Annotated in this window: 24 protein-coding genes and 1 tRNA gene; 8 read left to right on the top strand and 17 right to left on the bottom strand. The window is 56.8% G+C overall.

What is annotated here, in order from left to right; all coding sequences use genetic code 11:
- From RCH06_RS14915 to RCH06_RS14895, 5 genes are all read right to left on the bottom strand, one after another.
- On the bottom strand, positions 1–246 hold a 246-nt coding region (locus tag RCH06_RS14915), incomplete at its 3' end, for a hypothetical protein (protein WP_327082248.1).
- Positions 247–249: 3 nt separating this feature from the next.
- Positions 250–3,120, bottom strand: coding sequence for a site-specific DNA-methyltransferase (locus RCH06_RS14910; RefSeq protein WP_327082247.1), 2,871 nt, complete (start codon positions 3,118–3,120; stop codon positions 250–252).
- A gap of 39 nt (positions 3,121–3,159) precedes the next feature.
- On the bottom strand, positions 3,160–3,744 hold the full coding sequence (locus tag RCH06_RS14905; RefSeq protein ID WP_327082246.1) for an ORF6N domain-containing protein: 585 nt from the start codon (positions 3,742–3,744) through the stop codon (positions 3,160–3,162).
- Positions 3,741–6,839 carry a BPTD_3080 family restriction endonuclease gene (locus RCH06_RS14900; protein WP_442799696.1) on the bottom strand — a complete coding sequence of 1,033 codons (3,099 nt, stop codon included), beginning with the start codon at positions 6,837–6,839 and terminating at the stop codon, positions 3,741–3,743. Before RCH06_RS14900 ends, RCH06_RS14905 begins: the two co-directional genes overlap by 4 nt.
- A gap of 25 nt (positions 6,840–6,864) precedes the next feature.
- Positions 6,865–7,074 carry a hypothetical protein gene (locus RCH06_RS14895; RefSeq protein ID WP_327082245.1) on the bottom strand — a complete coding sequence of 70 codons (210 nt, stop codon included), beginning with the start codon at positions 7,072–7,074 and terminating at the stop codon, positions 6,865–6,867.
- A 111-nt stretch (positions 7,075–7,185) separates the two neighbouring features.
- On the opposite strand from RCH06_RS14895, the gene RCH06_RS14890 reads away from it, so the two are divergent.
- Positions 7,186–8,415, top strand: a complete 1,230-nt coding sequence (locus RCH06_RS14890) for a hypothetical protein (protein WP_327082244.1) — start codon at positions 7,186–7,188, stop codon at positions 8,413–8,415.
- Positions 8,412–9,200 (top strand): hypothetical protein, encoded by a 789-nt coding sequence (locus RCH06_RS14885; protein ID WP_327082243.1) that lies wholly within the window; start codon positions 8,412–8,414, stop codon positions 9,198–9,200. Before RCH06_RS14890 ends, RCH06_RS14885 begins: the two co-directional genes overlap by 4 nt.
- A 24-nt stretch (positions 9,201–9,224) precedes the next feature.
- Here RCH06_RS14885 and RCH06_RS14880 read toward each other — a convergent pair whose 3' ends face one another.
- Positions 9,225–9,551: an XRE family transcriptional regulator gene (locus tag RCH06_RS14880; protein WP_327082242.1), complete on the bottom strand. Its 327-nt coding sequence runs from the start codon at positions 9,549–9,551 to the stop codon at positions 9,225–9,227.
- The gene (locus tag RCH06_RS14875; RefSeq protein ID WP_327082252.1) at positions 9,544–9,909 is read right to left on the bottom strand and encodes a type II toxin-antitoxin system RelE/ParE family toxin; all 366 of its coding nucleotides are present in this window, start codon (positions 9,907–9,909) and stop codon (positions 9,544–9,546) included. The genes RCH06_RS14880 and RCH06_RS14875 overlap by 8 nt, the downstream gene beginning before the upstream one ends.
- Positions 9,910–10,176: 267 nt before the next feature.
- Between RCH06_RS14875 and RCH06_RS14870 the strand changes: the two genes are divergently transcribed.
- The 6 genes from RCH06_RS14870 to RCH06_RS14845 all read left to right on the top strand — a co-directional run bounded on the left by RCH06_RS14870 (position 10,177) and on the right by RCH06_RS14845 (position 15,083).
- Entirely contained in the window at positions 10,177–10,434 is a 258-nt protein-coding gene (locus tag RCH06_RS14870) for a helix-turn-helix transcriptional regulator (protein WP_327082241.1), read from the top strand.
- A 109-nt stretch (positions 10,435–10,543) separates the two neighbouring features.
- Positions 10,544–11,353 carry a toprim domain-containing protein gene (locus tag RCH06_RS14865; RefSeq protein ID WP_327082240.1) on the top strand — a complete coding sequence of 270 codons (810 nt, stop codon included), beginning with the start codon at positions 10,544–10,546 and terminating at the stop codon, positions 11,351–11,353.
- Between the two features lie 242 nt (positions 11,354–11,595).
- Positions 11,596–12,978, top strand: coding sequence for a YfjI family protein (locus RCH06_RS14860; RefSeq protein ID WP_327082239.1), 1,383 nt, complete (start codon positions 11,596–11,598; stop codon positions 12,976–12,978).
- Positions 12,975–13,571 (top strand): hypothetical protein, encoded by a 597-nt coding sequence (locus RCH06_RS14855; RefSeq protein WP_327082238.1) that lies wholly within the window; start codon positions 12,975–12,977, stop codon positions 13,569–13,571. Before RCH06_RS14860 ends, RCH06_RS14855 begins: the two co-directional genes overlap by 4 nt.
- Positions 13,543–14,340, top strand: coding sequence for a hypothetical protein (locus tag RCH06_RS14850; protein ID WP_327082237.1), 798 nt, complete (start codon positions 13,543–13,545; stop codon positions 14,338–14,340). The genes RCH06_RS14855 and RCH06_RS14850 overlap by 29 nt, the downstream gene beginning before the upstream one ends.
- Positions 14,341–14,540: 200 nt before the next feature.
- A complete protein-coding gene (locus tag RCH06_RS14845; RefSeq protein ID WP_327082236.1) occupies positions 14,541–15,083 on the top strand; it encodes a hypothetical protein in 543 nt (180 codons plus the stop codon).
- A gap of 169 nt (positions 15,084–15,252) precedes the next feature.
- Here RCH06_RS14845 and RCH06_RS14840 read toward each other — a convergent pair.
- The 10 genes from RCH06_RS14840 to RCH06_RS14795 form a co-directional block, all read right to left on the bottom strand.
- A tRNA-Pro gene (locus tag RCH06_RS14840) sits at positions 15,253–15,329 on the bottom strand.
- Positions 15,330–15,396: 67 nt separating this feature from the next.
- Positions 15,397–15,762, bottom strand: a complete 366-nt coding sequence (locus tag RCH06_RS14835) for an integration host factor subunit alpha (protein WP_327082235.1) — start codon at positions 15,760–15,762, stop codon at positions 15,397–15,399.
- Between the two features lie 50 nt (positions 15,763–15,812).
- On the bottom strand, positions 15,813–18,239 hold the full coding sequence (pheT, locus tag RCH06_RS14830) for a phenylalanine--tRNA ligase subunit beta (protein WP_327082234.1): 2,427 nt from the start codon (positions 18,237–18,239) through the stop codon (positions 15,813–15,815).
- Positions 18,240–18,269: 30 nt separating this feature from the next.
- Positions 18,270–19,334 (bottom strand): phenylalanine--tRNA ligase subunit alpha, encoded by a 1,065-nt coding sequence (pheS, locus tag RCH06_RS14825; protein WP_327082233.1) that lies wholly within the window; start codon positions 19,332–19,334, stop codon positions 18,270–18,272.
- A 172-nt stretch (positions 19,335–19,506) separates the two neighbouring features.
- Positions 19,507–19,866, bottom strand: coding sequence for a 50S ribosomal protein L20 (rplT, locus tag RCH06_RS14820; RefSeq protein WP_327082232.1), 360 nt, complete (start codon positions 19,864–19,866; stop codon positions 19,507–19,509).
- A 24-nt stretch (positions 19,867–19,890) separates the two neighbouring features.
- Entirely contained in the window at positions 19,891–20,094 is a 204-nt protein-coding gene (gene rpmI / locus RCH06_RS14815) for a 50S ribosomal protein L35 (protein ID WP_011802230.1), read from the bottom strand.
- Between the two features lie 238 nt (positions 20,095–20,332).
- Positions 20,333–20,935, bottom strand: a complete 603-nt coding sequence (gene infC, locus RCH06_RS14810) for a translation initiation factor IF-3 (protein ID WP_327082251.1) — start codon at positions 20,933–20,935, stop codon at positions 20,333–20,335.
- An 85-nt stretch (positions 20,936–21,020) separates the two neighbouring features.
- Positions 21,021–22,928: a threonine--tRNA ligase gene (gene thrS / locus RCH06_RS14805; protein WP_327082231.1), complete on the bottom strand. Its 1,908-nt coding sequence runs from the start codon at positions 22,926–22,928 to the stop codon at positions 21,021–21,023.
- A gap of 99 nt (positions 22,929–23,027) precedes the next feature.
- Positions 23,028–24,347, bottom strand: a complete 1,320-nt coding sequence (gene aceA, locus RCH06_RS14800; RefSeq protein ID WP_327082230.1) for an isocitrate lyase — start codon at positions 24,345–24,347, stop codon at positions 23,028–23,030.
- Between the two features lie 242 nt (positions 24,348–24,589).
- The gene (locus RCH06_RS14795; protein ID WP_327082229.1) at positions 24,590–25,048 is read right to left on the bottom strand and encodes a gamma-glutamylcyclotransferase family protein; all 459 of its coding nucleotides are present in this window, start codon (positions 25,046–25,048) and stop codon (positions 24,590–24,592) included.
- Positions 25,049–25,081: the final 33 nt, after the last annotated feature.

The following is a 25,081-nucleotide window of genomic DNA, read 5'->3' as shown; positions in this document are numbered from 1 at the left end:
GTGTACTTGGCCCTTGATGTCTTTGTCATTTTCGTTTTCCTTGTCTGAATTGAACCACTCAGCAAGGGATACGTTTTCTGGGGGCAAGGTCACTAACTCCTTACCCTCGGTATCTGGAGCTTTGAGGCGTCGCCGCGCCTCCGAGATGAGACTGCTAGTGAGGGACTTGCATCGAACAAGTCCCAGCGAGCCAAGTGACACGCTGAATTCAGCTGCTCGGACCAATTTGTGAAGATCAAATGCCATTTTTCACCCCACCCTAAACACCTTCATCACCTCATCACCCAGGTGATTGATCACCTTCACGGCAATGCGCCCGGACTTCGGCTTGTCGAACGGGCGCGAGGTGTCGCTGTTGAGCGTGTCCCAGGCTTCTTTGTCAATCTCGGCCTTGAGCGTGGTCTTGAGGGCACTGTAGGGGTCGTTGGCCCCCAGAAAGTAGGCGTGGCGCACGAAGAAGCTTTCTTCGTTGTAGTCGGTGTCTATGAACCAGCAGGCAATGCCGTCGGCACCGTCGCTGACCACTTCGCCGGTCTGCGGTTTGAACACGTCCACACCGTTGACCTTGATGCACATCTGGCCATTGGCCTGGGGCAGCAAGGTAATGTCTGGCTCACCAAAGATCACGAACAGGTTGCCCTTGCCGGTGTTCTTCAGGTCTTCGGCCATGTGCAGGTCGGCATTCATACGGGCCTTGAGCACGGGGATGCGGCCAAGCTTGCTGAACTCTGTCGCGTGCGCCTCGTAGTTAAAGGCGCAGGCAATCAGCACGTCAAAGCCGGCATCGCCACACTCGCGGGCGGCTTCCACCAAGTCGCTGCGCTGCACGGTGCCGAACTCGGGGCCAATAAAGATGCCGGCGCGCTTCTCCACATACCCCTCCAGATAACGGCCCTCGGCACACACTGCGCCTTCGCCCGGCCAAGGCGTGAGCGAGGTGAAGGTGATGCGGTCGGCCTTGTGCGCCTGCTGCACGCCGGCGGTTTTGAGGTTGTCCAAAATCATCTGCGGGAAGGACTGGCGGGCCTTGTAGTCGGCAACGTTGTCGCTCAGGCTGTCGATCAGTTCGTCGTCTTCGTCCACGCCCAACATGCGGTGCGGGCTGAGGGATTCGACCGTGAAGGGCCCCGCCACGCGCACGGCCTTGTTGTTGGCATAGGGCTTGTCGTACAGGTACTCAAACTCGGCCTTGGCAGCGATGGAGGCGTCAATCTCTTGCTGGCGGGCAATGCGGGCCTGCCACCAGTCATTTAAGAGTGTTTTAGCCTCCAAGCCCTTATTCGACGTGCGCAAGCAGCTATCATTTTTGATTTCTTCAGCGGTGGCAGTGGATACGGCGGAGGGCGGCAGCTCGCGGGGAATCTCCCATTCCTGCCAGTTTTGGCCCAGTGCAGCGTTGAGCTGTTGGCGCAGCGGCTCCAGCGTGGCCTGCCATTTGTCCCAGATGACGTCGATCTCGGCGTTGTTGGCGATGGATTTGAGGGTGATGTGCGGCACGCGCTCATAGACAAAGCCGTGGCGGATGTTGCCTTGCACCGGCTGGCTGCTGGGTGCTGTGCGGGTAACCTCGGCCTCTTTGATCTGGCCCTCACGCGAATCGGCCAGCAGGTAAAAGGGATAGCGTGCGCCCATGATGCGGGCACGCGCCAAAGCGAGTGCCACGCGCGAGGTGTCGATGGTGATCCAGCGGCGGCCCCATTGCTCGGCGACCGTGGCGGTGGTGCCGCTGCCGCAGGTGGGATCCAAAACAAGGTCACCGGGATCGGTGGCCATAAGGATGCAGCGCTGAACGACCAGCGGTAGCGTTTCAACTACGTAGTTTTTTTCCAGTGATGACCCCGAAATTACTGTGTCCGTCCAAATGTGATGGAAGCTGGCTGCAATGAAGTCCTGCAAGCGACGAACGTAACTGAGACTGTTTTTTGAGGCGTTCAAACGTCCCGCCTTTTGCAGCCGGTTCATTCCCTGCTGATTCGTTTTCCAGCGAACTTTCTGGTTTGGCAGAATCTCGCGGCCATTGATCCTTACAGGGAACCAGGATGCAGCCCCTTCACCTTTGTCGCGTCCGATACTCTGAGATGTGATGTTGTCGTAACGAATGATGTCCGCATTCACTCGCTCGGATTCAGACAATTCCGCCAGCAATGTGACCGAGCCATCTGGATACCGCACCTTGTTGTACGCCTCGAAAGCGCCCCCACCAAGTTCCTTGGCGTAGAAAGGCTCTCGAAATTTTAAAGAATTTTTGCTCTTTCCGTACCAAAGCAAATAGTCGCAGACGTTGCCCAAGTGACCCGAGGTGCTGCTGCTGGTCTTGAGGAACGAAATTTGGTTAATGCGGTTTTCATCCCCAAACACCTCATCCATCACCGCCCTGACCCGGTGCACGTTCTCATCCCCAATCTGCACAAAAATCGACCCCGAGTCCGTCAGCAAATCCCGCGCCACGGTCAGCCGATCACGCAAATAGGTCAGGTACGAATGGATGCCGTCGCGCCAGGTGTCGCGAAACGCCTTGACCTGTTCCGGCTCTCGGGTGATGTGCTGGGCATTGCCGTCCTTCACATCCCGGCTGGTGGTGCTCCACTGAAAATTGCTGTTGAATTTGATGCCATAAGGCGGGTCAAAATAAATGCACTGCACCTTGCCGCGCAAGCCCTCGCGCTCGGCCAGGCTCGCCATGACCTGCAGGCTGTCCCCCAGAATCATGCGGTTGGTCCAGTTCTGGTCGTGCTGATAGAACTCGGTTTTGTCCGCGCCCTTGGGGATGCCGTTGAAGTCTGAAAACAAATCAGCGGTGGCCTGCCCGGCCTCATGCTCGCGCTCGCGCGTGGTGCGCAGTAGGTCGTCAATCAGCACCTTGGGGTGGACTTTTTCCTGGATGTAGAGCGGCGGTGCGTTGACCACCAGGTCGCTCCAGTCCTGCTCGTCCTTGCCACGCCAGACCAGTTGTGGGTCCAGGTCGGTGTTGCGCGGGTAGCGGATTTGCTTGGGGGCAATGTGCTCTTGGGAAGCAATGGACTGCTGCTCGACCGATGGAATATTTTTGCGCTTGGCCTCGTCGTGGGTGAGGGTTTCGACGTGTTTGGTGCTGAGGGGCTTGGTGCTGCGTGTGGCCATGGGAAATCTCGTGTGCGTGGGTGGCAGAAGCAATGCGGATCAAAGGAAACCAATGGGCGGCTTGGCTTTGCGCGTTTTGTCTTCGGCGATGAGTTGCTTGATGGCGTCAAAGACCTGCGAAAACTGCTCGTCGTAGCGGGTTTCCATGGCCTCAATGCGGCGCGCCAGGTCGCGGTTGGAATCCATCAGGCGGCGCAACTGAACAAAGGTGCGCATGATGGCAATGTTGACCTCGACCGCGCGTTGGGAGCGCAACACGCTCGACAGCATGGCGACGCCTTGCTCGGTGAAGGCGTAGGGTAATGTGCGCCGTCCCCCTCTGGCGTTTGACATCACAATTTGTGATGTCAAACCAGCCCCTGGCGGTGTGTTCGTCGCTGTTGGGGACGACTTGGCACCTGATGAGGTCACAATTTGTGACCGCATAACTGCCCATTCCTCTGTGGTGAGCTGGAACATGAAGTCGTCGGGGAACCGTGCGCGGTTGCGTGCAACAGACTGGTTCAAAGCACGGGCTTCAACGCCGTACAGGTCGGCCAGATCGGAATCAAACAGCACTTTCTCGCCACGAACCAGATAGACGAGTTTGGCCAGACTCTCTGGCTTGGGGGAAATCGTGTTCATGGATTCAGCCCCTCTATCAGCTTGTTGAAGTTGGCATCCACCGTGGCCTTGAAGTCGGCCTCGATCTGGAACACTTCGGTGAACTCGGCAAACGCCCAGCGGCCATGGCTGCCCAGGTGGTTGACGCCGGGCACCCAGTAGGTGTCCATGGTTGATTTTTTCTCTATCGCATCTTCGCCCCGGTAGCCTTTGATTTCGACCACCAGGTGCAGCGGGTCTACCGGGCCGTGGCCGTCGTCCACAAGCACGACAAAGTCGGGCAGGTATTTGCGCAGGGTGGAGCCAAAGCGGTAAGGCACCTCCAGCCCCAGGTTGTGGTTTTTGACGTAGGCCAGCACCTTGGGGTGCGATTCGGCCACGCGGCAGAATTCGGCCTCCCAGTCGCTGTCCAGAATCACCCAGTTGAGCTGGCAGTGCTTGGAGCTGGTTTCCCAGCGGTCGGTCTTGCTGGTGTTGAAGCGCACATGGGCGCTGGAGCCGGTGGGGTTGTAGGCATCGAGCAGTGCCTTGATGGGGCGCTCGCCCAGAAACTGGCGGGTGATGGCTGCGGTGATCTTGTTGCAGGCCATGTCGGCCAGCTCTTGGTACATCAGTTGCGCGGGATAAGTGTTCCCTTTGCAGATCAAATACTTGCGGTTACCTTCATCGTCTACCGCGTCCAGCCATTCTTTGACAATGCGCTTGAGCTGGCCAAACAGGTGTAATTTGGGTGCCTCACCAGGGTCACGCCATTTGGTGTACAGCAGGCGCTGGGTCAGGTTGAACAGCACCGTGGACGGGCGCACATCACCCAAGTGTTCGACCGTCAGATTGATCCCCGCACCAATAATGCCTGCACTGTGGGTGATCGTCGGGCCGACCTGTTTAGGGTCAAGGGTTAGGACGGATTCGTCGTTGAAGCTGGCGCTGAGGCGCTCTTCGGGCAGCTCGACCCGGTAGCCTTCCACGCGGGGGAAGGTGATTTCCAGCGCATCGCGCTCCGGGCGCATGGCTTTGACCTGCACGGTATCGCGCGGCGGTTGGGGCGGCGCAATAACAGGCTTGGCGGTGAAGTTGAAGGGGATGCCAAATACGTCGGCGTATTCGACGCTGAACAGACCTTTGTCTAGCCCATCCTCGTTCAACTCGTAGGACTGCCGGCGCAGCGCACGTCCAATCACCTGCTCGCACAGCAACTGCGTGCCAAAGGCGCGAATGCCCAGCACATGGGTGACGGTGTTGGCGTCCCAGCCTTCAGTGAGCATGGACACCGACACGACGCAGCGGATGCCGCCACCGAGTTGTCCCTCCTTGCCCACGGTATTCATCACCTCGCGCAGCAGCTCCTGGTCGGTGATGTTGTCGCCGGCACGGACATCGCGGCTGCGTTCGACGATCTCGCGCCGAAAGCGCTCAATTTCATCGGCGGCCATATCGCGAAAACTGGCATCCAACGCGTCACCGGCTTCGAGTTGTTCGCTGTCGATCAGCAAGGTGTTGGGGCGCGGCAGCGGGTTGCCAGTGGTCTCGTCAAAGTTGCGGAACAGGGCGAGGCGGCCGTTTTCCAGGGTGGTGGTGTCGTCGTCGTTCTTGCGGTGAAAGCCCGAGACAAAGTCATAAACCAGCTTCGAGATTGCCGTGTTCTGGCAGACGATGATGAAGCACGGGGGCACCTTGATGCCGCGTTCTTCCCACAGTTTGTGCGTTTTTTCGTAGTGGCCGTAGAGCGCCAGCAGCGCGGTTTGCAGGCGCAGGGGCAGCTTGAGCGGGTCCAGCTCTCCGCCGGTGCCACGGCCCTTTTTGGGCATGTCTTTGCGGATGTGTTCCCACAGGTTGCGAAACACCGGCAGTTCTTCGCCGGGGATGTTCTCGGCCACCGGCACGCGGGGCAATTTGACGATGCCGCATTCAATCGCATCCATCAGCGAGAAATCGCTCATGGTCCAGGGGAACAAGGTGCCCTCGGCGTACCCCGAGCCGCTCAAAAAGAACGGGGTGGCGGACAAATCCATGACACGGGCAACGCCCAGCTTGCGGTTGACGGCTTCAATGCCTGAAATCCACAGACGGGCGGCCTCGCTGTTCTTGTCAGCCTCTTTCTTTTCATCGCCCTTGAGGGCTTCTTCATCGTCAGGCGTCGGTTTTTCGCGGTAGCAGTGGTGGGCCTCGTCGTTGATGACCATGATGTTTTTCAGGCCCATCAGGTCGGGCATGACACGCTGGATCATCTGGCCTTCGGTTTCCAGCGTCAGCGGGGCATCGCCGGTGCGGCCCTGCAGCAACTGGCGACCGCCCTTGGACAGTTCGATGCGCTCGCGCATCTTGAAGGCGTGGTAGTTGGTGATGACGATCTTGGCCTTGCCCATGTCATCGAGCATGTCGCTGGGCAGTAGCTCGCGGTCTTTGTAGTAGCTGTTGGGGTCGCCCGGCTGCAAGACGCGCAGGCGGTCTTTGATGGTGAGACCGGGTGCGCAGATCAGAAAACCCCGGGTGAAATGCTTGCTGGTGGGGCGGCGCACAGCATTGATGGTCTGCCAGGCGATCAGCATGGCCATGACGGTGGTTTTGCCGGCCCCCGTGGCCAGCTTGAGGGCCAGGCGCATCAGTTCGGGGTTGGCGTCTTTATTGGCACTGGCCAGGTGGTCGAGTAGTAGCTTGCCGTTTTTGGTGTTTGGCGCAACTTCGGTGAGCCAGATGGCGGTTTCGGCGGCTTCGACCTGGCAGAAGAACGGGCGCACGCCGCTGAAGTTGTGGTGCCGCCAGTGTTGCAGCAGGCGTGCCGTCTCAGGCGTCACCTGCCACTGTGCCGGATTTGGCAGGCTGCGCCAGGTGTCCACCGACTGGCGTACCTGGTTGATGATGGAGGTGATGTCGTACTGCTGGGTGGCCGTCGACAGGTCTTTGCCCTCGTCAAACACCATCTCGTCCTGTGCAGCCGCCTTCTTGCGTTTCTTCGGCTTGGGGATGGGCGTAATGAATTCGGCACGCCTGCGGCTTTCAACCACTTGCTGGGTAGGCTGGCCGTCAGCGTCCAATTCCCAATGCTGTTGTGGGCAGGTGTAGGGAGAGTTGAGGATCGGGTGGTCGAAAAAGGGATTGGACGGAGGCAGTTCCATGGGTCTCACTTTGGGCTGACTCGTGTCATTTACGTGATTTTGGTTTCACAGCCACCGATGTCGATGGCGCTGGCTTGTCCTGAATCAGTATGCCTACGCGCGCGCAGTGCTCTCGAATCATCACGGCAACCATGTTGGCAATGGATCGGTGGTCACGGTGTGCGGCGATGCACAGCGCTTCTTTGATGTTGGGCTCGATACGGAAGGTCAAGGTGGTAGTTTTCTCTGTGGCCATGACTATTCCAGTGACGGTTTGGCTGTAGATATACTGCAATGTACAGTAAGTTACAAGACCGTTCGGCAAAGTTCGCCGTAGATTGAGTTCATTGATCAGCAGGGAGAACACATGGCCCGTCACTACTCGACCCGAGACTTTTTTCGGCAGATGCCCAATGAACTGCTTGCGCGCTACTTCCATGGAAAAGTGGGATGTGAGGGGCTGGACTTTTCTGCCACGGTCAAGGCCCAACAGGATGAGCAGTTCGACGCATGGCTGTCCGTGGCTGAGCTGCATCGCAATGCCATGGAAACAGAGTTTCGGGAGGTCTTTGAGCTGAGTTGCGATAAAGGTTTTCGGGCCATCCTGGACGAAGCCGCTTGGCACTTGCAAGAAGACCTCTTCGCACACACCGCCTTCGTCGAAAAGCTCGCGGTGCTGCCCAGCCATTACGAGCGCGCCTTGGTCACCTATCTGGATCACAACGCTTTCTGGAAAGGGGCCTTCCGCTTCTGGCACGCTGACACCCTGTCTTATTGGCGTAAGCGCAAGCACCTGCCGCATGTCGCCGCTAGGGTGGATGCGGCCAGCATCACGGCGCTGGCCGACAAGATACGCACCTATTTTCACCACACCGAGGGGCGCGGCAAAAACTGTGTGGTGGAGCCTTTTCGCCGGGGCGATCTGGATTATTTCTTTGCCTACCCCGAAGACTATTCACAGCAGAGTGTGGAGTGGGTGGACGGCACATTTGACAGGCGCCCGCACAACCCGGCCTTTGAGGTGGTGTTTGTGTACTCGCAAAAAGAGGGATCGCTGGACTTGAACTTCCGTGGATCAAACAAGGCCATGGAGCCACTGCAAGCCATGTTCGCCACGGCCATTCTCAATCTGTCAAAACTGCCACCCGACCCCAAAGACAAGCGCGTTTATGACCTGGGACCACTGGGCCAAAAAAGCTTCCAGTTCACACCGACTATAGGCAGTGGCATTGAGAAGGTGCTGGTCAAAAAGTTGCGCCTGTCGTCGCGCATTACCCAAGGCGACCGCCTGACGGTGGAGGCCGATGCAACCCACAACGCGAATGCGGTGTACGACCTGCTGGATGAGATCGGCAAATCGGTTCCGCTGAACCAATACAACGTCACACAAGTGGACTTGACGGCGTATGTGGCCGATGGCGACAAACCCGCCAAGGCGGTATCGTTTCGCATCAGTCACCCCAATTCGTGTTCGCTGAAATACGACGAGCTTGACCTGAAGCTGCGCGACATGCTGGAGGCATCTGGCATTGAGCCTAAGGAGCCTGAACAGCTCGCAACCACCGCCACCCCCACGCCCACTACCGTTGGGGCATGAAGCCCGTAACTGTTGTCATTGATCTGCTGGATCGCCTGGCGGCAGGACGTGGGGATGCAGTGCTGGTCAGCGATTACGACTTGGGCCAATGGCCGCCCGACGTCGTAGTGGCATTGAAGTCACAAAAGCTGATCATCAAGGCGCGCGCAAGCACCAGCGCCGTGTGCCCTGGCTGCGAGCGTGAATGCGCCATGCCGGTAGAAATCCTGCCCACAACCACACGCAGCCCGATTGCGTTCATTGTTTGCGACAAGCGCAGCGACACCAACCGGGTGCCAGTGCCGCTGGACCGGTTGACACAGTGGCAGTGCAGCACGCAGGCCGTGTGCGGGTTTGTGGTCAATGCCGTTGGCATGCGCAGCGCCATCAAGCAAACCAACGATGCGGATGTGTGGGAAATAGGTGTTGCCACCGGCAAGAAGCGCAGCCAGATGCTTTGCTTGCAAACCAAAGGCGCATTGGTTTTGGTGGCTGGTGGTAACGCTTTGCCTTTGGCCGACTTCATTGGCTATGCCAATGGGGCCTTTTTGCTGAACGCGGTGATGGTTCAGCAACTGGTGGACACCGCCACCACGGCAGACCCGCGCTACACGCCCAGCACCGTCAAGCGAGAGGCTCGCAAGTTCGACACCCAAGCCATGTACACCGCATGGCAAAAGGCATATCGGGCATCGAAGCGCAATCACCCCGACAAATCAGACGTTTGGCATTCGCAGCAAATCGCCAAGACCAGCGTTGCTCAAGGTCGCGACGCCAGCACTATCAAAAAGAACATGTTGCCCTGAGTGTCACCCGTCAGTCAACTGCAATCAGAGCGGTGCGACAGCGCCCAAGTCGGTAAAGTTGTTGATCCTGACCGACCCGTCCGGAAACCGCGCAATCACATCCAGCTCGCCGCCCATGGCCTCAATGTGGCTGCGCAGGGTGGACAGGTACATGTCGGTTCGCTTCTCAATCTTGGCAATCGAGGGCTGCTGCACATGCAGCACTTCGGCCAACATTTTCTGAGACAGGCCACGGGCTTGGCGCAACTCGTTGAGCGGCATTTCAGCCAACATCTGCCGGGCCATGCCGTCAGATTTTTCGCGTGCGGCCTGGCTCATGCCTGCACGCAGCTGTGTAAATTTCTTAGCCATCTATCTCTCCTTCACGTCGAAGTTGGTCCAAGTGCTGGTCATACAGGCGGTCGGCAACCGGCACATTCACCTCATACCAACGGTTGTCACCCGTCTTGTCGCCACCAATCAAAAGAATCGCCATGCGGCGTGGATCGAAGGCGTACAGCGTGCGAAAGGGTCGACCGCCATGCTGGGTACGCAGCTCACGCATATGCCCGTACCTAGAGCCATTGATGCCGCTGCTGTGGGGGTGGCCCAGTGACGGCCCTCGCTCTTCCAGCAACTGCACCGAAGCGGCCAGTGACACCTGCTCGTCTTCGGTCAGGCTGCCCCACCAGTCACCAAATTCATCTGTGTATTCGACATTCCAAGTCATGGACAAATATAGCCTCCATGGAATATTCCGTCAAGTGCATGTTTTTGGCCATTGAGCACTGCGCCTTGAAATAGTTGGGCGGAAAGTTTTCGCCCAGTTTTCTCCTCTGGAAACGCGTCGTTTGGGGCGGTTGAGTTCCAGGCCGTCAAGGCAAATCCTCCTCTGAAACGCTGCGCACTGCACGCAGCTGGATGGCCTTTTATCGCCCAAAACGCCCAACCACACTTGCGTCTGAGTTTGTTCCACACCCGTCAAAGAGGACCCAATATGACGCACACCATCCTGCGAATCCCGGCCGCCAAGTCCCGATCTGGCTACTCCCGCTCCACCATTTACCTGCGCATTGCGCAAGGCTTGTGGACCAAGCCCGTCAGCCTGGGGCCACGCGCCGTAGGCTGGCCATCCAATGAAATCGACTCGCTCAACGCCGCCCGCATCTCCGGCAAGACCGATGTCGAAATCCGTGAGCTGGTGCAGGCGCTGCACACCAAGCGCAAAACGCTGACGGCAATTGGGGGGCTGTAGCCATGGAAGAAGCATTTATGGCCCTCGCCTATTGGCTGCTTCAGTCCGCACCTTATGCAGTTGCCATCCTGTTGGGACTTACGTCGAAAGCCTGCGTATGAACGACCTGATGAACCAATTCAAGCTGGCCATTGCGGCGACTGGGCTGGCACCACCGACTGAAATCATTGGCGACGGTGCAATCCATCGTTTCAGCACCAGCGGTAAACCCATCCACAAAAACGGCTGGTACATGCTGCACACCGACGGCATCGCTGCAGGAGTGTTCGGCGATTGGCGTGAGGGCCTGACGCACCATTGGTGCAGCAAGGCGGACACGTCAATGACCGAAGCTGAACGGTTTGCGCACCGTGAGCGCATCAAGACCATGCAGCGCCAGCGTGCAGACGACCTGGCGCTGCGCCAACAATTTGCAGCCGCCGAAGCGCTCAAACGGTGGACAACAGCCCAGCCCTGTGCGCACCACGATTACCTGGCGCGCAAAGGCATCCAGCCCCACGGCGCAAAGATGGAAGGCGACAAGCTGTTGATTGCTATGCGTGACACGGAGGGGGAGATGCACAGCTTGCAAACCATCGCGCCGGACGGCAGCAAGATGTTTATGTCGGGTGGCCGCGTCAAAGGCTGCTACTTCGGCATAGGCAAACCCAAGGGCGTGTTGATCGTATGCGAGGGCTTTGCCACTGGCGCAAGCATCCATGAATGCACCGGCCATGCCGTCGCGGTGGCCTTCAATGCAGGCAATCTTGACGCGGTCGCCGTGGCACTGCGCACCAAGTACCCAACCCAAAAAATCGTCATCGCTGCGGATGACGACCACCAGACCCCTGGCAACCCTGGCATGCGCAAGGCCACTGCAGCGGCGCAATCAGCGGGTGCGGCCCTTGCCGTACCCGTGTTTAAGGCAGCGACAACATGATCCACATGACCGACTTCAATGACCTGCATTTATTTGCGGGAGCAGACGCGGTAAAGGAGTGCATTGGCTGCGCTATCAATTCAGTAGCTTCTTGCGCAGATGAAACGGGCGCTACAGGCCAATTAGGCATATGGCCTGAGCCAAAGGAGATCAAAACCGACCTTCCCCTTGCGCCAGCCTTTGACGCCAAGACATTGCTGCCCGCAACGCTGGCAGACTTTGTGCTGGACGAAGCCGACCGCATGCCCTGTTCTCCGGACTACATCGCTGCGGCGCTGATCGTCTGCCTGGGCTCGGTCATCGGCGCACGCTGCGGCATCAAGCCCAAGCGCAGAGATGACTGGATCGTGACCCCAAATCTGTTTGGCGGCATTGTGGGTGATCCGTCATCCAAAAAGTCGCCTGCCCTGGGCACAGTGACCCGCTTTCTTGACCGCCTGGAAGCCAATGAAGCTGAAAAACTGGAGGATGCCAAGAAGATATATGCCGCAGAAACCGCAGCTTTTGAGGCACACCAGTCTGCTGTCAAGGCCAGCATGAAGAAGGCCGCAGGCGGTAAAGGCGACCACCTCAAAATGAACGCCGCGATTGCTGACCTGCAAGACCTGCAAGCCCCCGACGAGCCGAAAGAGCGTCGTTTCAAATCAAACGACTCCACCGTGGAAAAGCTCGGCGACTTGCTGGTGAATAACCCGCAGGGAATACTGGTATATCGGGACGAGTTGATCGGTCTGCTTGCGTCTTGGGAAAAAGAAGGCAAAGAAGGCGATAAGGCTTTCTATCTGGAGGGCTGGAACGGTACCGCCAGCTTCAACATTGACCGCATCGGGCGCGGCAGCCTGCACATCAAAAACCTGTGCATCTCGGTGTTCGGCGGCATCCAGCCGGAATTGCTGGAGCGTTATCTGGCGGGCATGGCCCATTCGCTGGACAACGATGGCCGTATTCAGCGGTTTCAGGTCATGGTGTATCCCAACGCCGTTGCCTGGGAATGGCGCGACCGCTACCCGGTCAAGGGCGCACGCGAGGCGGTGCGTGATCTGTTCGACCGGCTGGCCGTATTTGACCCCGTGCAAGACGGTGCCGCACCGCATGACGACTTTGTCAAGCTGCCGCACTTCTGCTTTGACGATGCGGCGCAGGACATCTTCGTAGAGTGGTGCACTGAGCTGCACACCGTACACATCGCCCATGAGCAAAACCCGCTGATGCAGCAGCACTTTGGCAAGTTTGAAAAGCTGTTCTGCTCTATCGCGCTTATCTTGCACTTGGCCGAGGGTTCCATCGGCCAAGTGACGGCCACCAGCGCACTGCGCGCAGCCGCGTGGTGCGAGTACCTGACAGGCCATGCGCGGCGCATCTATGGGCTGGTGGAGGCGGCCAAAGTGACCACCGCCCGCATGGTCAGCCGCCGATTATCTGAGGGCAAGTTGAACGACGGGTTCACGGTGCGCGACATGGTACGCAAGCAGTGGTCTGGTGTCACCACGGCCATGCAGGCAGAAACCGTGCTGGCCATCCTGGAAGAAAACGGTCATGTGCAAAGCCAGGACGACATCAACCCGTTGGGCCGTCCGACGATTCGCTACACCATCAATCCGCAAATCAAGAAGGTGACGAAATGATCACCTGGGCTGAACGTGCAAAGACGGCAATTTCACAAAAGGGCCAGAACAGCACTGCCAAAACTGACGAAACCGTGGTTTCAAGTTTTTTGGCAGTTTCGACAGTGCCCAGCGTGGCCATTTCCGCCGGCCCAGAGCGACTTTCGTCAGTTTCGGCAGTGCCCTCCCCCGCCGTATTGGAAAAACGCGATTCTTCCATGGCTTTGATGGAAAACCCCGACCGCTGGTGCTGGCCACACTCTTCGGCCATGAATGGCGCGGAGATCGACACGTTTGCAGTGCGTCTGCAGAAGTTCACCGACAAGGGCTTGCCCCGAACAGATGGCGAAATGCTGGCCGACAAGCTGGTGCGGCGTGACCGAGATCAGGACGAGCGCCGCGTTTGCCTGGAGTGCAAGCACTTCGCCGGGCATAGAGCCGGGTCATGGCGCTGCTGCAACTGGCAGGCCGCTGGTGTCGCCATCCGCTCGCGTGATGCGCAACTGCCTGCCGACCTGGTGGTGCAGCTTCAGCGCTGTGGCGGATTCACGGCTCACCTCACATCAACATCACAAGGAATCGACGATGAACACGAATATCACGGCAAAAGCTGAAGAAATGACCGCCGCACACCCACAACCCTATGAAGTCGTCCGCTTCAACGCGCTCAAGCACGGCATCCTGAGCCGCTACACCGTACTCAGCCACGAGAACCATGCCGACTACGAAAGCCTGGTCAATTCGTTGATGGACGAGCACCTTCCTGCTGGCGCCACCGAGCAGCATTTGATTGAGGAACTGGCCAGCGTGATCTGGCGCAAGCGACGCGTGCTGCAAGCCGAGGGTGCCACCATCAATAAGGGGCTGAAGGAATCAGCACGCAGTGCCAAGACCGTCATTCCGGCGGCGGCACCGTTCGAGATGGGTCTATCTGGTGAGAACACTGACATCCGCGATCTGATGGACTTAAAACCGGAGGATGTGACCGAGAGCCAGCGCGCGGCCCGCCATGACCTGGATGCCACCAACAAGGCCAGCGCTATTCTGCGCAAGGGGGGCGACCGCGCCTATGACAAAGCGCTGCGTGTACTGCTGCCCGACTCGCGGGAGTGGTGGGAAAGCCATGTGGAAGAGGAAGAATACAACGCCAATGCTGAAGGCCTGGCCAGCTTCATCAGCGAGCACCTTTCACCCTTGTGCTACCAACAAGAAAAAGAAGCCCGCCACCACGATGCCATCGTGAACCAAACCATTGGCGAAGGGCTGCAAGCTTACAAGCTGGAGAAGCTTTCCCGCTACGAAACCCACCTAGACCGCAAGTTTGAGCGCACTTTGGCCATGCTGATCAAGCTGAAAGACCTCAGAAGCAGCCGCACGGCATAAAAGCGCGCGTCGTTTTTGACACCATGAACACCACCAGGAATACAGCATCCATGCGGGCTACAGAAATATTCGTTGGTTTATAGATCAAAACATCAGTACAACTTGCCAATTGATTTCGGCAAAAACCGGAGAAAAAAATGGGTGGACGCGGAAGTGGGCGGCGCAGCAGCTACAACGGTAAACCGGAGACCAGCGACTCCATGCCACTGGACATTCGCAAGATCACCCGTAAAGGCTTGGGTGCGCAGGGAAATAGCTTTAGCTGGCAGTGGCTGGTGAACGATCGTGCGGTGGCGGGCATTCGCATCCGGGTGGACTGGCAGAGCATGGTGCTGTCCTACCGAATAAAGAGCACAGGCGAAGTGGTCGAGCAGCGGGTGCAAACGCAAACCTCTCCCTGCCACTTGGGCGGGGAGCGACGCTGGTTTACTTGCCCTCAATGCAGCAAACGTGTGGCAGTGATCTATGCGCCTGGCCGGTACTTTGCCTGCCGCGAGTGCTACGGACTGAGCTACGCAACGCAAAAAGAAGGTGCAGGCGAACGCGCAGCCAGCCGAGCCAATAAGCTGCGCAAGCAGTTGGGCTGGGAGGCAGGCATCTTGAACGGTAATGGCGGCAGACCCAAAGGTATGCACTGGACAACTTACCTGCGGCTCAAAGCCGAGCACGACCGACTGGTGCAGATCAGCTACTACGAAATAGGCCGCAAGCTGGGCTTCCTGCACAAGTTATTAGACGCGTAAATCTGTTTCGCAAAATGGGGGGTGTTGTCCTGCCTATCCCGGCTGGGACAACGGTTGAACCGATTACAGCTTTCGCTGCGGTTGGGACAACGGTTGGGACAACGGAGATTTTGAGATCCACAACGAAGAAAGGACTTAGAGCATTTCTACTCTAAGTCCTTGATTCATATGGTCGGTGTGAAAGGATTCGAACCTTCGACCCCTTGCACCCCATGCAAGTGCGCTACCAGGCTGCGCCACACACCGACAAGCCCTTGATTATAACCCTACGAAATCCCTGTATCGGCAGAATGACCTGAGCGGTTGGCGCAACTTAAAGCGCATTTTCTTCAGAAGAAGTGCTGCTTGCGCTTGGCGCTGCAGAGCTGCGGCCTTGAATTTGGTCTTTGAGCTTGTGGCTGGCGTGAAAAGTGACCACCCGGCGCGCTTCGATGGGAATGGCTTCGCCGGTTCGTGGATTGCGGCCGGGGCGCGGGGCTTTGGTGCGTATCTGAAAATTCCCGAATCCAGAAATTTTCACATCTTTGCCTTCCACCAGGCGCTCTGAAATCAGCTCAAAAAAAGCGTCGATCATTTCTTTCGATTCGCGTTTGTTAAGCCCGATCTGCTCAAACAGCAACTCAGCCAGATGCGCTTTGGTCAGCGCCGGAGATTGCAGGCTTTCAACAGACGTTTCCATGAGCACCCTCCTGCCAATTATTTATTGCTGCCTTGTACTGAAAAGACCCGTCAAGCACGCAGTCGTGCCTTCACGTGACTTTGCAGGCTTTGCACTACCGCCTGCACGGCAGCCTCAATCGCCTCTTCGGTCAACGTCACGACATCACTGGACAGCACCAGGCGCACAGCCAGACTTTTTTCGCCCATTTGCAAGCTGGCATTGGCTTGTTGCGGCCGATAGACGTCAAACAGCGTCGCTGCCCTGAGGAACCCTTGTGTATCAGCGCCATGAATGGCGGCCATGAGCGCGGCATGCGTCACGCTTTCTGCCACGATGACAGCAATATCACGCTCGACGGGCTGCAGCTTGCTGACCGGCTTGAAAACCGGCACCTGGCGCTGCAATACGGCATCGAGTGCCAACTCAAACAACAGAGGGGCCTGAGCCAGTTCATAGCCTTGTCGCCATTGCGGATGCAATTCGCCAACGAAGCCAATCGGCTGACCCGCGACCGAAACGCTGGCACAACGGCCAGGATGCATGGCGGGATGCACTGCCGGTGCAAACGTGGCTTGCAAAGGTGCCAGCAGGGATTCGATGTCGCCCTTGATATCAAAAAAATCAACGCCTTTGTCGGACTGATCCCAGTGCAATGGCGAGCGCGCCCCATAGGCCAGACCCGCCACACGCATCGGCTGGTCGAAGCCGGCTACGGTGGTGTCGGTGTTCTGGCTTTGCGCGTCGCGCAAAAACACGCGGCCCAACTCAAATACATTGACACGCGGTGCCTTGCGGTCGAGGTTGAATTTAAGCACCTGCAGCAACGAGCCCAGCAGCGACGAGCGCATCACGCTCATCTGACTGGCAATCGGGTTCAGCAGCTTGATCGGATTGGAGTTGCCAGCAAGTTCGTGCTCCCAACGCGCTTCAACAAAGCTGAAATTGATGGTTTCCTGGTAGCCCAATGAAGCCAGTACACGGCGTACGGCAAACGAGCTGCGCTCGGCCTCCAAGTTGATTTTGGCGGTGATGGGTGCCAAAGGAGGCGTGTCAGGCAACTGGTTGTAGCCCACCATGCGCACCACCTCTTCAATGAGGTCTTCTTCGATTTGCAGATCGAATCGGTAACTGGGCGGCGTGACTGTCAATGTGCCCTCGCATTCAACGACATCCAGACCGAGGCGCTTGAACGCATCCAGACACTGCGCCTGCGTGAGCGGCATGCCGATGATTTTGGCAGCTCGCGCCACACGCAAAGTGACGGGCGCAGCTTTAGGCAAGTTAACCTGCAAATCATCAATCGGGCCACAGACCGTCCCGGGCATGCCGCAAATATCAATAACCAGCTGCGTGATGCGCTCGATATGCTCGACCGTCTGGCCGGAGTCCACGCCCCGTTCAAAGCGGTGGCCCGCATCGGTAGAGAAGTTGTAGCGGCGTGAGCGGCCTGCAATGGCTTTGGGCCACCAGAAGGCGGCTTCAATGTAAACATTTGTCGTGCCATCCGACACCGCCGTGGCATCGCCGCCCATGATGCCAGCCAGCGATTCAACTTGGGTTTCGTCAGCGATCACGCCCACTTTTTCATCCACCGTAACGGTGTTGCCGTTCAGCAGCTTGAGTGTCTCGCCGGGCTTGCCCCAACGAACATCGAGCCCACCATGAATTTTGTCAAGATCAAAAATGTGCGAAGGGCGGCCCAGCTCGAACATCACATAGTTGGAAATATCCACCAGTGCGGTCACGCTACGCTGACCGCAACGCGCCAGACGCTCTACCATCCAGGACGGTGTGGCCGCTTGCGGATTGACGTTGCGCACGATACGGCCCGAGAAGCGGCCGCACAGATCGGGCGCACTGACCTTGACGGCCAGCTTGTCAGGATTGCCGACAGCCACCGTGGGAAAAGAGGGTGCATTCAAAGGCGAACCCGTCAGGGCGGCAACCTCGCGTGCAACCCCATAGAGGCTCAGGCAATGCGCCAGGTTGGGGGTGAGCTTAAGCGTAAACAGGGTGTCATCAAGATTCAAGTGCTCGCGTATGTCCTGCCCCAACGAGGCGTTGGCGGCCAGTTCCAGCAGGCCACCGTGGTCTTCCGACAACTTGAGCTCGCGTGCGGAGCACAGCATGCCCTGGCTTTCTACGCCGCGCAGCTTGCCGACCTTGATCAGGAAGGGTTTGCCATCCTCGCCGGGCGGCAACTCGGCACCGACCAATGCGCAAGGCACCTTGATGCCCACGCGCGCATTCGGCGCACCGCAAACAATGGTCAGTGGACTGCCCTGCCCCACATCAACCTGGCACACACGCAAGCGGTCGGCATTGGGGTGCTGCACGGCTTCGATGATTTCTCCGACCACGATGCCGGTGAATGGCGGAGCGACTGTCTTGAGTTCTTCAACCTCAAGTCCGGCCATAGTGAGCGTTTCGGCGAGCTGCTCGGTACTGAGCGGTGGATTGCAAAATTCGCGCAACCAGGATTCAGGGAATTGCATGATGTGACCTTGTTCTTTTATTTGTTCTTGTTATGACTGGAACTGGGACAAAAAGCGTATGTCGCCGTCGAAGAACAAACGCAAATCGTTGACGCCGTAGCGCAGCATGGTCAGCCGGTCTGGGCCCATACCAAAAGCAAAACCGATGTACTTTTCAGGGTCGAGTCCCATGTTGCGCACCACGTTGGGATGAACCTGGCCCGAACCCGCCACCTCAAGCCAGCGTCCTGACAGTGGCCCGGTCTGGAACTGAATGTCAATCTCGGCGCTTGGCTCGGTAAAGGGAAAAAAGCTCGGACGAAACCGCAGCACCAGGTCATCGCTCTCGAAAAAGGTGCGGCAAAAATCGGTAAATACGAACTTCAAATCCTTGAAGCTGACGTTCTCGCCAATCCACAGGCCTTCGCACTGGTGAAACATAGGCGAATGCGTGGCATCGCTGTCGACGCGGTAAGTACGACCCGGTGCGATGACACGAATTTCAGGCATGCGGCCACCTGCATCAATCAGCGCGCGGTGTTTTTTGACATGCTGAACGGCATAACGAATCTGCATCGGACTGGTATGGGTGCGCAGCAAATTGGGTGCAGATTCAGTGCCGCCCTCGACATAAAACGTGTCGTGCATTGAGCGCGCCGGATGATCTTCAGGCGTATTGAGCGCGGTGAAGTTAAACCAATCGGTTTCAATCTCGGGGCCTTGAGCCACATCAAAACCCATTGAGCCAAAAATAGCATCGATGCGTTCGAGTGTGAGTGACACCGGATGCAGGCCGCCTTGTGATCGCTGTCGACCAGGCAAGCTGACATCAAGCGCTTCGGCTTTCAGCTGCTTTGTCAGCTCGGCATTCGCCAACGCCTGACGGCATTCATTGAGTGCCGCTTCAATAGATTGTTTGGCCAGATTGATGGCGGCTCCGCGAGATTTTTTTTCTTCCACGGAAAGCTGCGCCATCCCCTTCATCAACTCGGTAATGCGTCCTGACTTGCCCAAAAATTGCGCTTTGGCGTTTTCCAGATCGGCGGGCGTGACAGCCTGCATAAAACTGGCTTTGGCAGAACTCACCAGTTCGTTAAGGGTATCGGCATCGTTCATAAATTCTCTTGTACGGGTGCGGGGAGAAACACAGTAGCGCCAATTCGGCCACACGGCCATCGCACGGGCGCTACGCCAAAGACCATAAAAAAAGGCCAGAGCTTTTTCAAGCTCCAGCCCTTTATTTTCGTGCGCAAGCAGCTATTTATTCAATAGCATTTTGTCCTGAAAATCAGGCAGCCAGCTTGGCTTTGGCCTGCTCAACAATAGCACCGAAAGCAGCGCTGTCATGAATGGCCATATCAGACAGAACCTTGCGGTCAATCTCGATACCGGCTTTTTTCAGGCCATTGGCGAATTGGCTGTAGGTCAGGCCAAATGAACGGCTTGCAGCATTGATACGGGCGATCCACAGACGGCGGAACACACGTTTTTTGTTACGACGGTCACGGTAGGCATATTGCCCAGCCTTCATTACCGCTTCTTTGGCGATACGGAAGACGTTACCGCGGCGACCGCGAAAACCTTTTGCAAGAACGAGAATTTTTTTGTGGCGGGCGCGAGCCGTTACACCACGTTTGACGCGAGGCATGTATTACTCCTTGTTCGTCGTTAATTAAATGCCACGGCCTGGCAGCATCTGCGCCATGTGACCCATATTGGTCTCATGAACAGCGACTGAACCACGCAATTGACGTTTGTTTTTGGTGGTCTTCTTGGTCAGAATGTGACGCTTGAAGGCCTGACCGCGCTTGACGGTACCACCTGGACGAACTCGGAAACGCTTTTTAGCGCCGCTCTTGGTCTTCATTTTGGGCATATACATGCTCCTTTTGATTTGTGCTCGTGAGGCGCTGCAAAACTTTCGCAAACTTGATGGCCCCGAGCCACTTGTTGGCAGCCAGTTTTAACACTGACCACCTTGCGCGTCGGTTTTTACACCTTCACTTTTGGAAGACCTGCTTGTCGCTGATCTTCTCAGGAACACTTTTAAATGCTCCTTTATGGCTTGTTGGTCAACACCAACAAACCTTTGTTTTTAAAAAAGCGCTATTCGCTCAGGTTGAAGAGGACTGAGCGGCTTCTGAAGAGGCCTTGGGGGCCGCCTTCTTGCGACCCGGGGCAATCATCATCACCATTTGCCGGCCTTCAAGCTTGGGGAACTGCTCCACCAAGATCAAATCAGCCAACTCGTCGCGAATACGTGCCAGCAAGGCCAAGCCCAATTCCTGGTGGGTAATTTCCCGGCCGCGAAAGCGCAGGGTAATCTTGCACTTATCGCCATCTTCCAGGAAGCGCTTGATATTGCGCAGCTTGATGTTGTAGTCACCATCATCAGTACCGGGACGGAACTTGACTTCCTTGACCTCAATTACTTTTTGCTTGGACTTCGCTTCGGCCGCTTTTTTCTGCTCGGCATACTTGAATTTGCCGTAGTCCATGAGCCTGCACACAGGTGGTACGGCCGTGGGCGAGATCTCAACCAGATCCACATCCGCCTCACCCGCCAGTCGGAGTGCTTCCATCAGGCTAACAACACCTAAAGGCTCATTGTCCGGTCCGGTCAGGCGTACTTCAGGAGCCATGATTTCACGATTCAAGCGATGCTTGCGTTCTTCACGGTGGCGACGGTCACGAAATTCTGTAGCGATGGTGCGAATCCTTTAATATTTGCTATAAAAGCTATAGCAGCTTTAGCCCATCCAGCAGGGACACAGGAGTTGATTCATCAAAAATTAATGAGAATCAGGATTTTTGTGCAATGTCGGAAGCGATTTGCTCGGCAAATGACTCAATTGACATTACGCCAAGGTCTTTGTTACCGCGGGCACGCACTGAAACTGCGCCTGCGGCCATCTCTTTGTCGCCTACGACAAGAATATAGGGCTGCTTCTGCAATGAGTGCTCGCGTATTTTATACGTGATTTTCTCGTTACGTAAGTCAAGATTGACCCTAAGACCTTGACTCTGCAGCGTTTTAGCAACTTTTCGTGCGTAATCGGCTTGCGAATCGGTAATTGTGAGTACGGAAACCTGCTCTGGCGCCAGCCAGGTGGGCAGTGCGCCGGCGTGTTCTTCGATCAAAATCCCGATGAATCGCTCCAGGCTGCCGACAATTGCCCGGTGCAGCATGACCGGGCGATGCCGAGCGCCGTCTTCACCGACATACTCTGCATCTAGCCGTTCAGGCATGGAGAAATCGACCTGAATCGTGCCGCACTGCCACTGCCGGCCAATCGCATCTTTCAGGGTGTATTCGATCTTTGGGCCGTAAAACGCGCCCTCGCCCGGCGAGATTTCAAATTCGCAGCCTGAAGCGCGCAGGCTTTCAATCAGTGCGGCCTCGGCCTTGTCCCAGCTTTCATCAGAGCCGATGCGGGCTTCGGGCCGGGTGGCGACTTTGTAGATGATATTTTTAAAGCCGAAGTCGGTATAGACCTTTTGCAGCAGCGTCGTGTAGTCAACGCACTCTTTCAAAATCTGGTCTTCGGTGCAAAAAATGTGGCCATCGTCCTGCGTAAAACCGCGCACGCGCATGATGCCGTGTAGTCCTCCGGTCGGCTCGTTGCGGTGGCACTGGCCGAATTCGCCGTAACGCAACGGCAAATCGCGGTAGCTCTTGATGCCTTGCTTGAAAATCAGGATGTGACCGGGACAGTTCATGGGCTTGAGGGCGAAATCGCGCTTTTCGCTCTCGGTCGTGAACATGTTGTCGCGGTATTTGTCCCAGTGCCCGGTTTTTTCCCATAAGGTCTTGTCCAGCAGTTGCGGGCCTTTGACTTCCTGGTAGCCATTGTCCTGGTAGACCTTGCGCATGTACTGCTCAACGCCCTGCCAGATCGTCCAGCCCTTGGGATGCCAAAAAACCAGACCCGGCGAATGGTCGTCAATATGAAACAGGTCGAGTTCCTTGCCCAGCTTGCGGTGATCGCGCTTGTCGGCCTCTTCCAGCATGGTCAGGTACTGTTGCAGCTCGTCTTTGGTGGCCCAAGCCGTTCCGTAAATGCGCTGCAGCATCTCGTTGCGGTGATCGCCGCGCCAGTAAGCGCCGGCCACCTTCATGAGTTTGAAAAATTTCAGCTTGCCGGTGCTCGGCACGTGGGGGCCACGGCACAAATCTTCAAAATCGCCCTCGCGGTACAGCGACACATCTTCATTCGCAGGAATGCTGGCGATGATCTCGGCCTTGTAATGCTCGCCAATGCTTTTGAAATGCGCCACGGCTTCGTCGCGCGGCAACACGCGTCGGGTGACGGGTTCATCTTTGGCGACAAGTTCGGTCATGCGCTTTTCAATCGCCACCAGATCTTCCGGCGTGAACGGGCGCTTGTAGGAAAAATCGTAGAAAAATCCGTTTTCAATCACCGGCCCGATGGTGACCTGCGCTTCGGGGAACAGTTCCTTGACGGCATATGCCAGCAAGTGCGCGGCGCTGTGACGAATCAGTTCCAGACCGTCAGCATCTTTGGCTGTGATGATGGAAACCGCGCTGTCTTGACTGATAAGAAAGCTGGTATCGACCAGCTTGCCGTCGACCTTGCCGCCCAGCGCCGCTTTGGCCAGGCCGGTGCCGATGGACGCGGCGACTTCAGCCACGGTGACGGCTTGAGGGTAGTCGCGTTTGGAACTGTCAGGAAGCGTGATTTGGATCATGGTGTCGAGAACAAAAATGAGAAAGCGCGGACTGGCCGCGCTTTAAAACTAAAAACCGGGATAGCGCAATTTTACGCCGCCCCCGGATTGGGCTTCAGATCAGTGGAACTGCTCTTCTTCGGTCGAGCCGGTCAACGCAGTGACGCTGGACTTGCCGCCCTGGATCACGGTGGTCACTTCGTCGAAGTAACCGGTGCCGACTTCCTGCTGGTGCGACACAAAAGTGTAGCCACGACCGCGCGCTGCGAACTCTGGCTCTTGCACTTTTTCGATGTACGCCGTCATGCCGCGTGCCACGTAGTCCTGTGCCAGGTCGAACATGTTGTACCACATGGAATGGATGCCAGCCAGCGTGATGAACTGGTACTTGTAACCCATGGCGCCGAGCTCTTTCTGGAACTTGGCAATGGTCGCGTCGTCCAGGTTTTTCTTCCAGTTGAACGATGGCGAGCAGTTGTACGCCAGCATTTTTCCGGGGTGAACGGCATGCACGGCATCAGCGAATTTCTTGGCGAATTCGAGGTCAGGCGTGCCGGTTTCGCACCACACCAGATCGGCGTAATGGGCGTAGGCCACGGCGCGCGAAATCGCTTGGTCCATGCCTTTTTTGGTCTTGTAGAAGCCTTCAGCGGTGCGCTCGCCAGTGATGAAAGGCTTGTCGTTCTCGTCGTAATCGCTGGTCAGCAAGTCGGCAGCTTCTGCGTCGGTACGGGCAATCACCAGGGTAGGCACGCCGCAAACGTCAGCGGCCATGCGGGCAGCGATGAGCTTTTGGCAGGCTTCTGCCGTAGGCACCAGCACTTTGCCGCCCATGTGGCCGCATTTTTTGACGGAAGCCAGCTGGTCTTCAAAGTGAACGCCTGCCGCACCGGAATGGATCATGGCCTTCATCAGCTCGAACGCGTTCAGCACGCCACCGAAACCGGCTTCAGCATCGGCCACGATCGGCGCGAAGTTGTCGACGTAACCGTCGTCGCCTGCGTCAATGCCCTTGGAGTGCTGGATTTCGTCGGCACGGCGGAAGGTGTTGTTGATGCGCTCGACGACTTTTGGCACTGAATCGACTGGGTACAGCGACTGGTCAGGGTACATGGCGGCGTAGCCGTTGTTGTCGGCGGCAACTTGCCAGCCCGACAGGTAAATCGCCTTGACGCCGGCTTTCACCTGCTGCATGGCCTGGCCGCCGGTCAGTGCGCCGAGGCAGTTGACGTAAGGCTCGTTGTTCACCAGGTTCCAGAGCTTTTCTGCGCCACGGCGGGCCAGTGTGTGCTCGATGGGGAAAGAGCCGCGCAAGCGAACCACGTCGGCAGCGCTGTAGCCGCGCTTGATGCCCTTCCAGCGGGGGTTGGTGGCCCAGTCTTTTTCGAGGGCAGCAATTTGCTGTTCGCGGCTGAGTTGTTCGGTGAGGCTTTGTGGCATGGTGAACTCCGTAGGTTGAAAATATGTGCCTTGATTCTAAGTCTTCTAGAAGACTCTATGCATCTCTTATGTCTTATATAAGACAAAAATAAATATCAATGAAATCAACGGCTTATCATGAAATTTTCTTTATGTGAAATTAATTTTCGTGTATGAAAAAATTATCTTGCAGTGCAGCAATTATATTTTTCATATAACGAAAAACAAATTCTAGATTGTGAAATATTTACACGGAAATGTACTCAAATTTTCGCGGCAACTTCTTTACGGTATCGAGTCCAGTCGCCACACGAAATCAGCGGCATGCGCGCCATGCCCGCCATGCGCGCAGGCGCAACCTCATAAACAAGACAAAGAATATTTTTTAGGGTTGTCTCTACAGGCTGGAGATGGAAATTTTCCCTTGAGGCCAGTTGTACTTCTATCTCACGCTTGAAGTATTCACCCGTTTGCTGCGGCCAGACCTCTTCGATTTCATCCAGAATGCGTTCAAGTTCAGGGGTAATTTCATAAATCTCTCCCTGAATCCAACGCGGTCCGCCCAGTACGGCACCGGGATAGGAACCCAGGTCGTACATCAAGCCCTGCACACGGGCAGCGCCCACCCTGCGTGGCGCAGGAAGCAAACGGTTGATGTCGCGCTCTTCACCTTGGCGCAAGGTACCGTAAACAAAAACATGACGGATACCGTTTGCATTCATGCTTTGAAAACTCCAGGTTTTGCTTGAAAAAGC

The organism is Polaromonas sp. CG_9.5, from assembly GCF_035984465.1.
In the GTDB taxonomy this organism is placed as follows: Bacteria; Pseudomonadota; Gammaproteobacteria; order Burkholderiales; family Burkholderiaceae_C; genus Polaromonas.
This window is presented reverse-complemented; position numbering and strand designations above follow the sequence as displayed.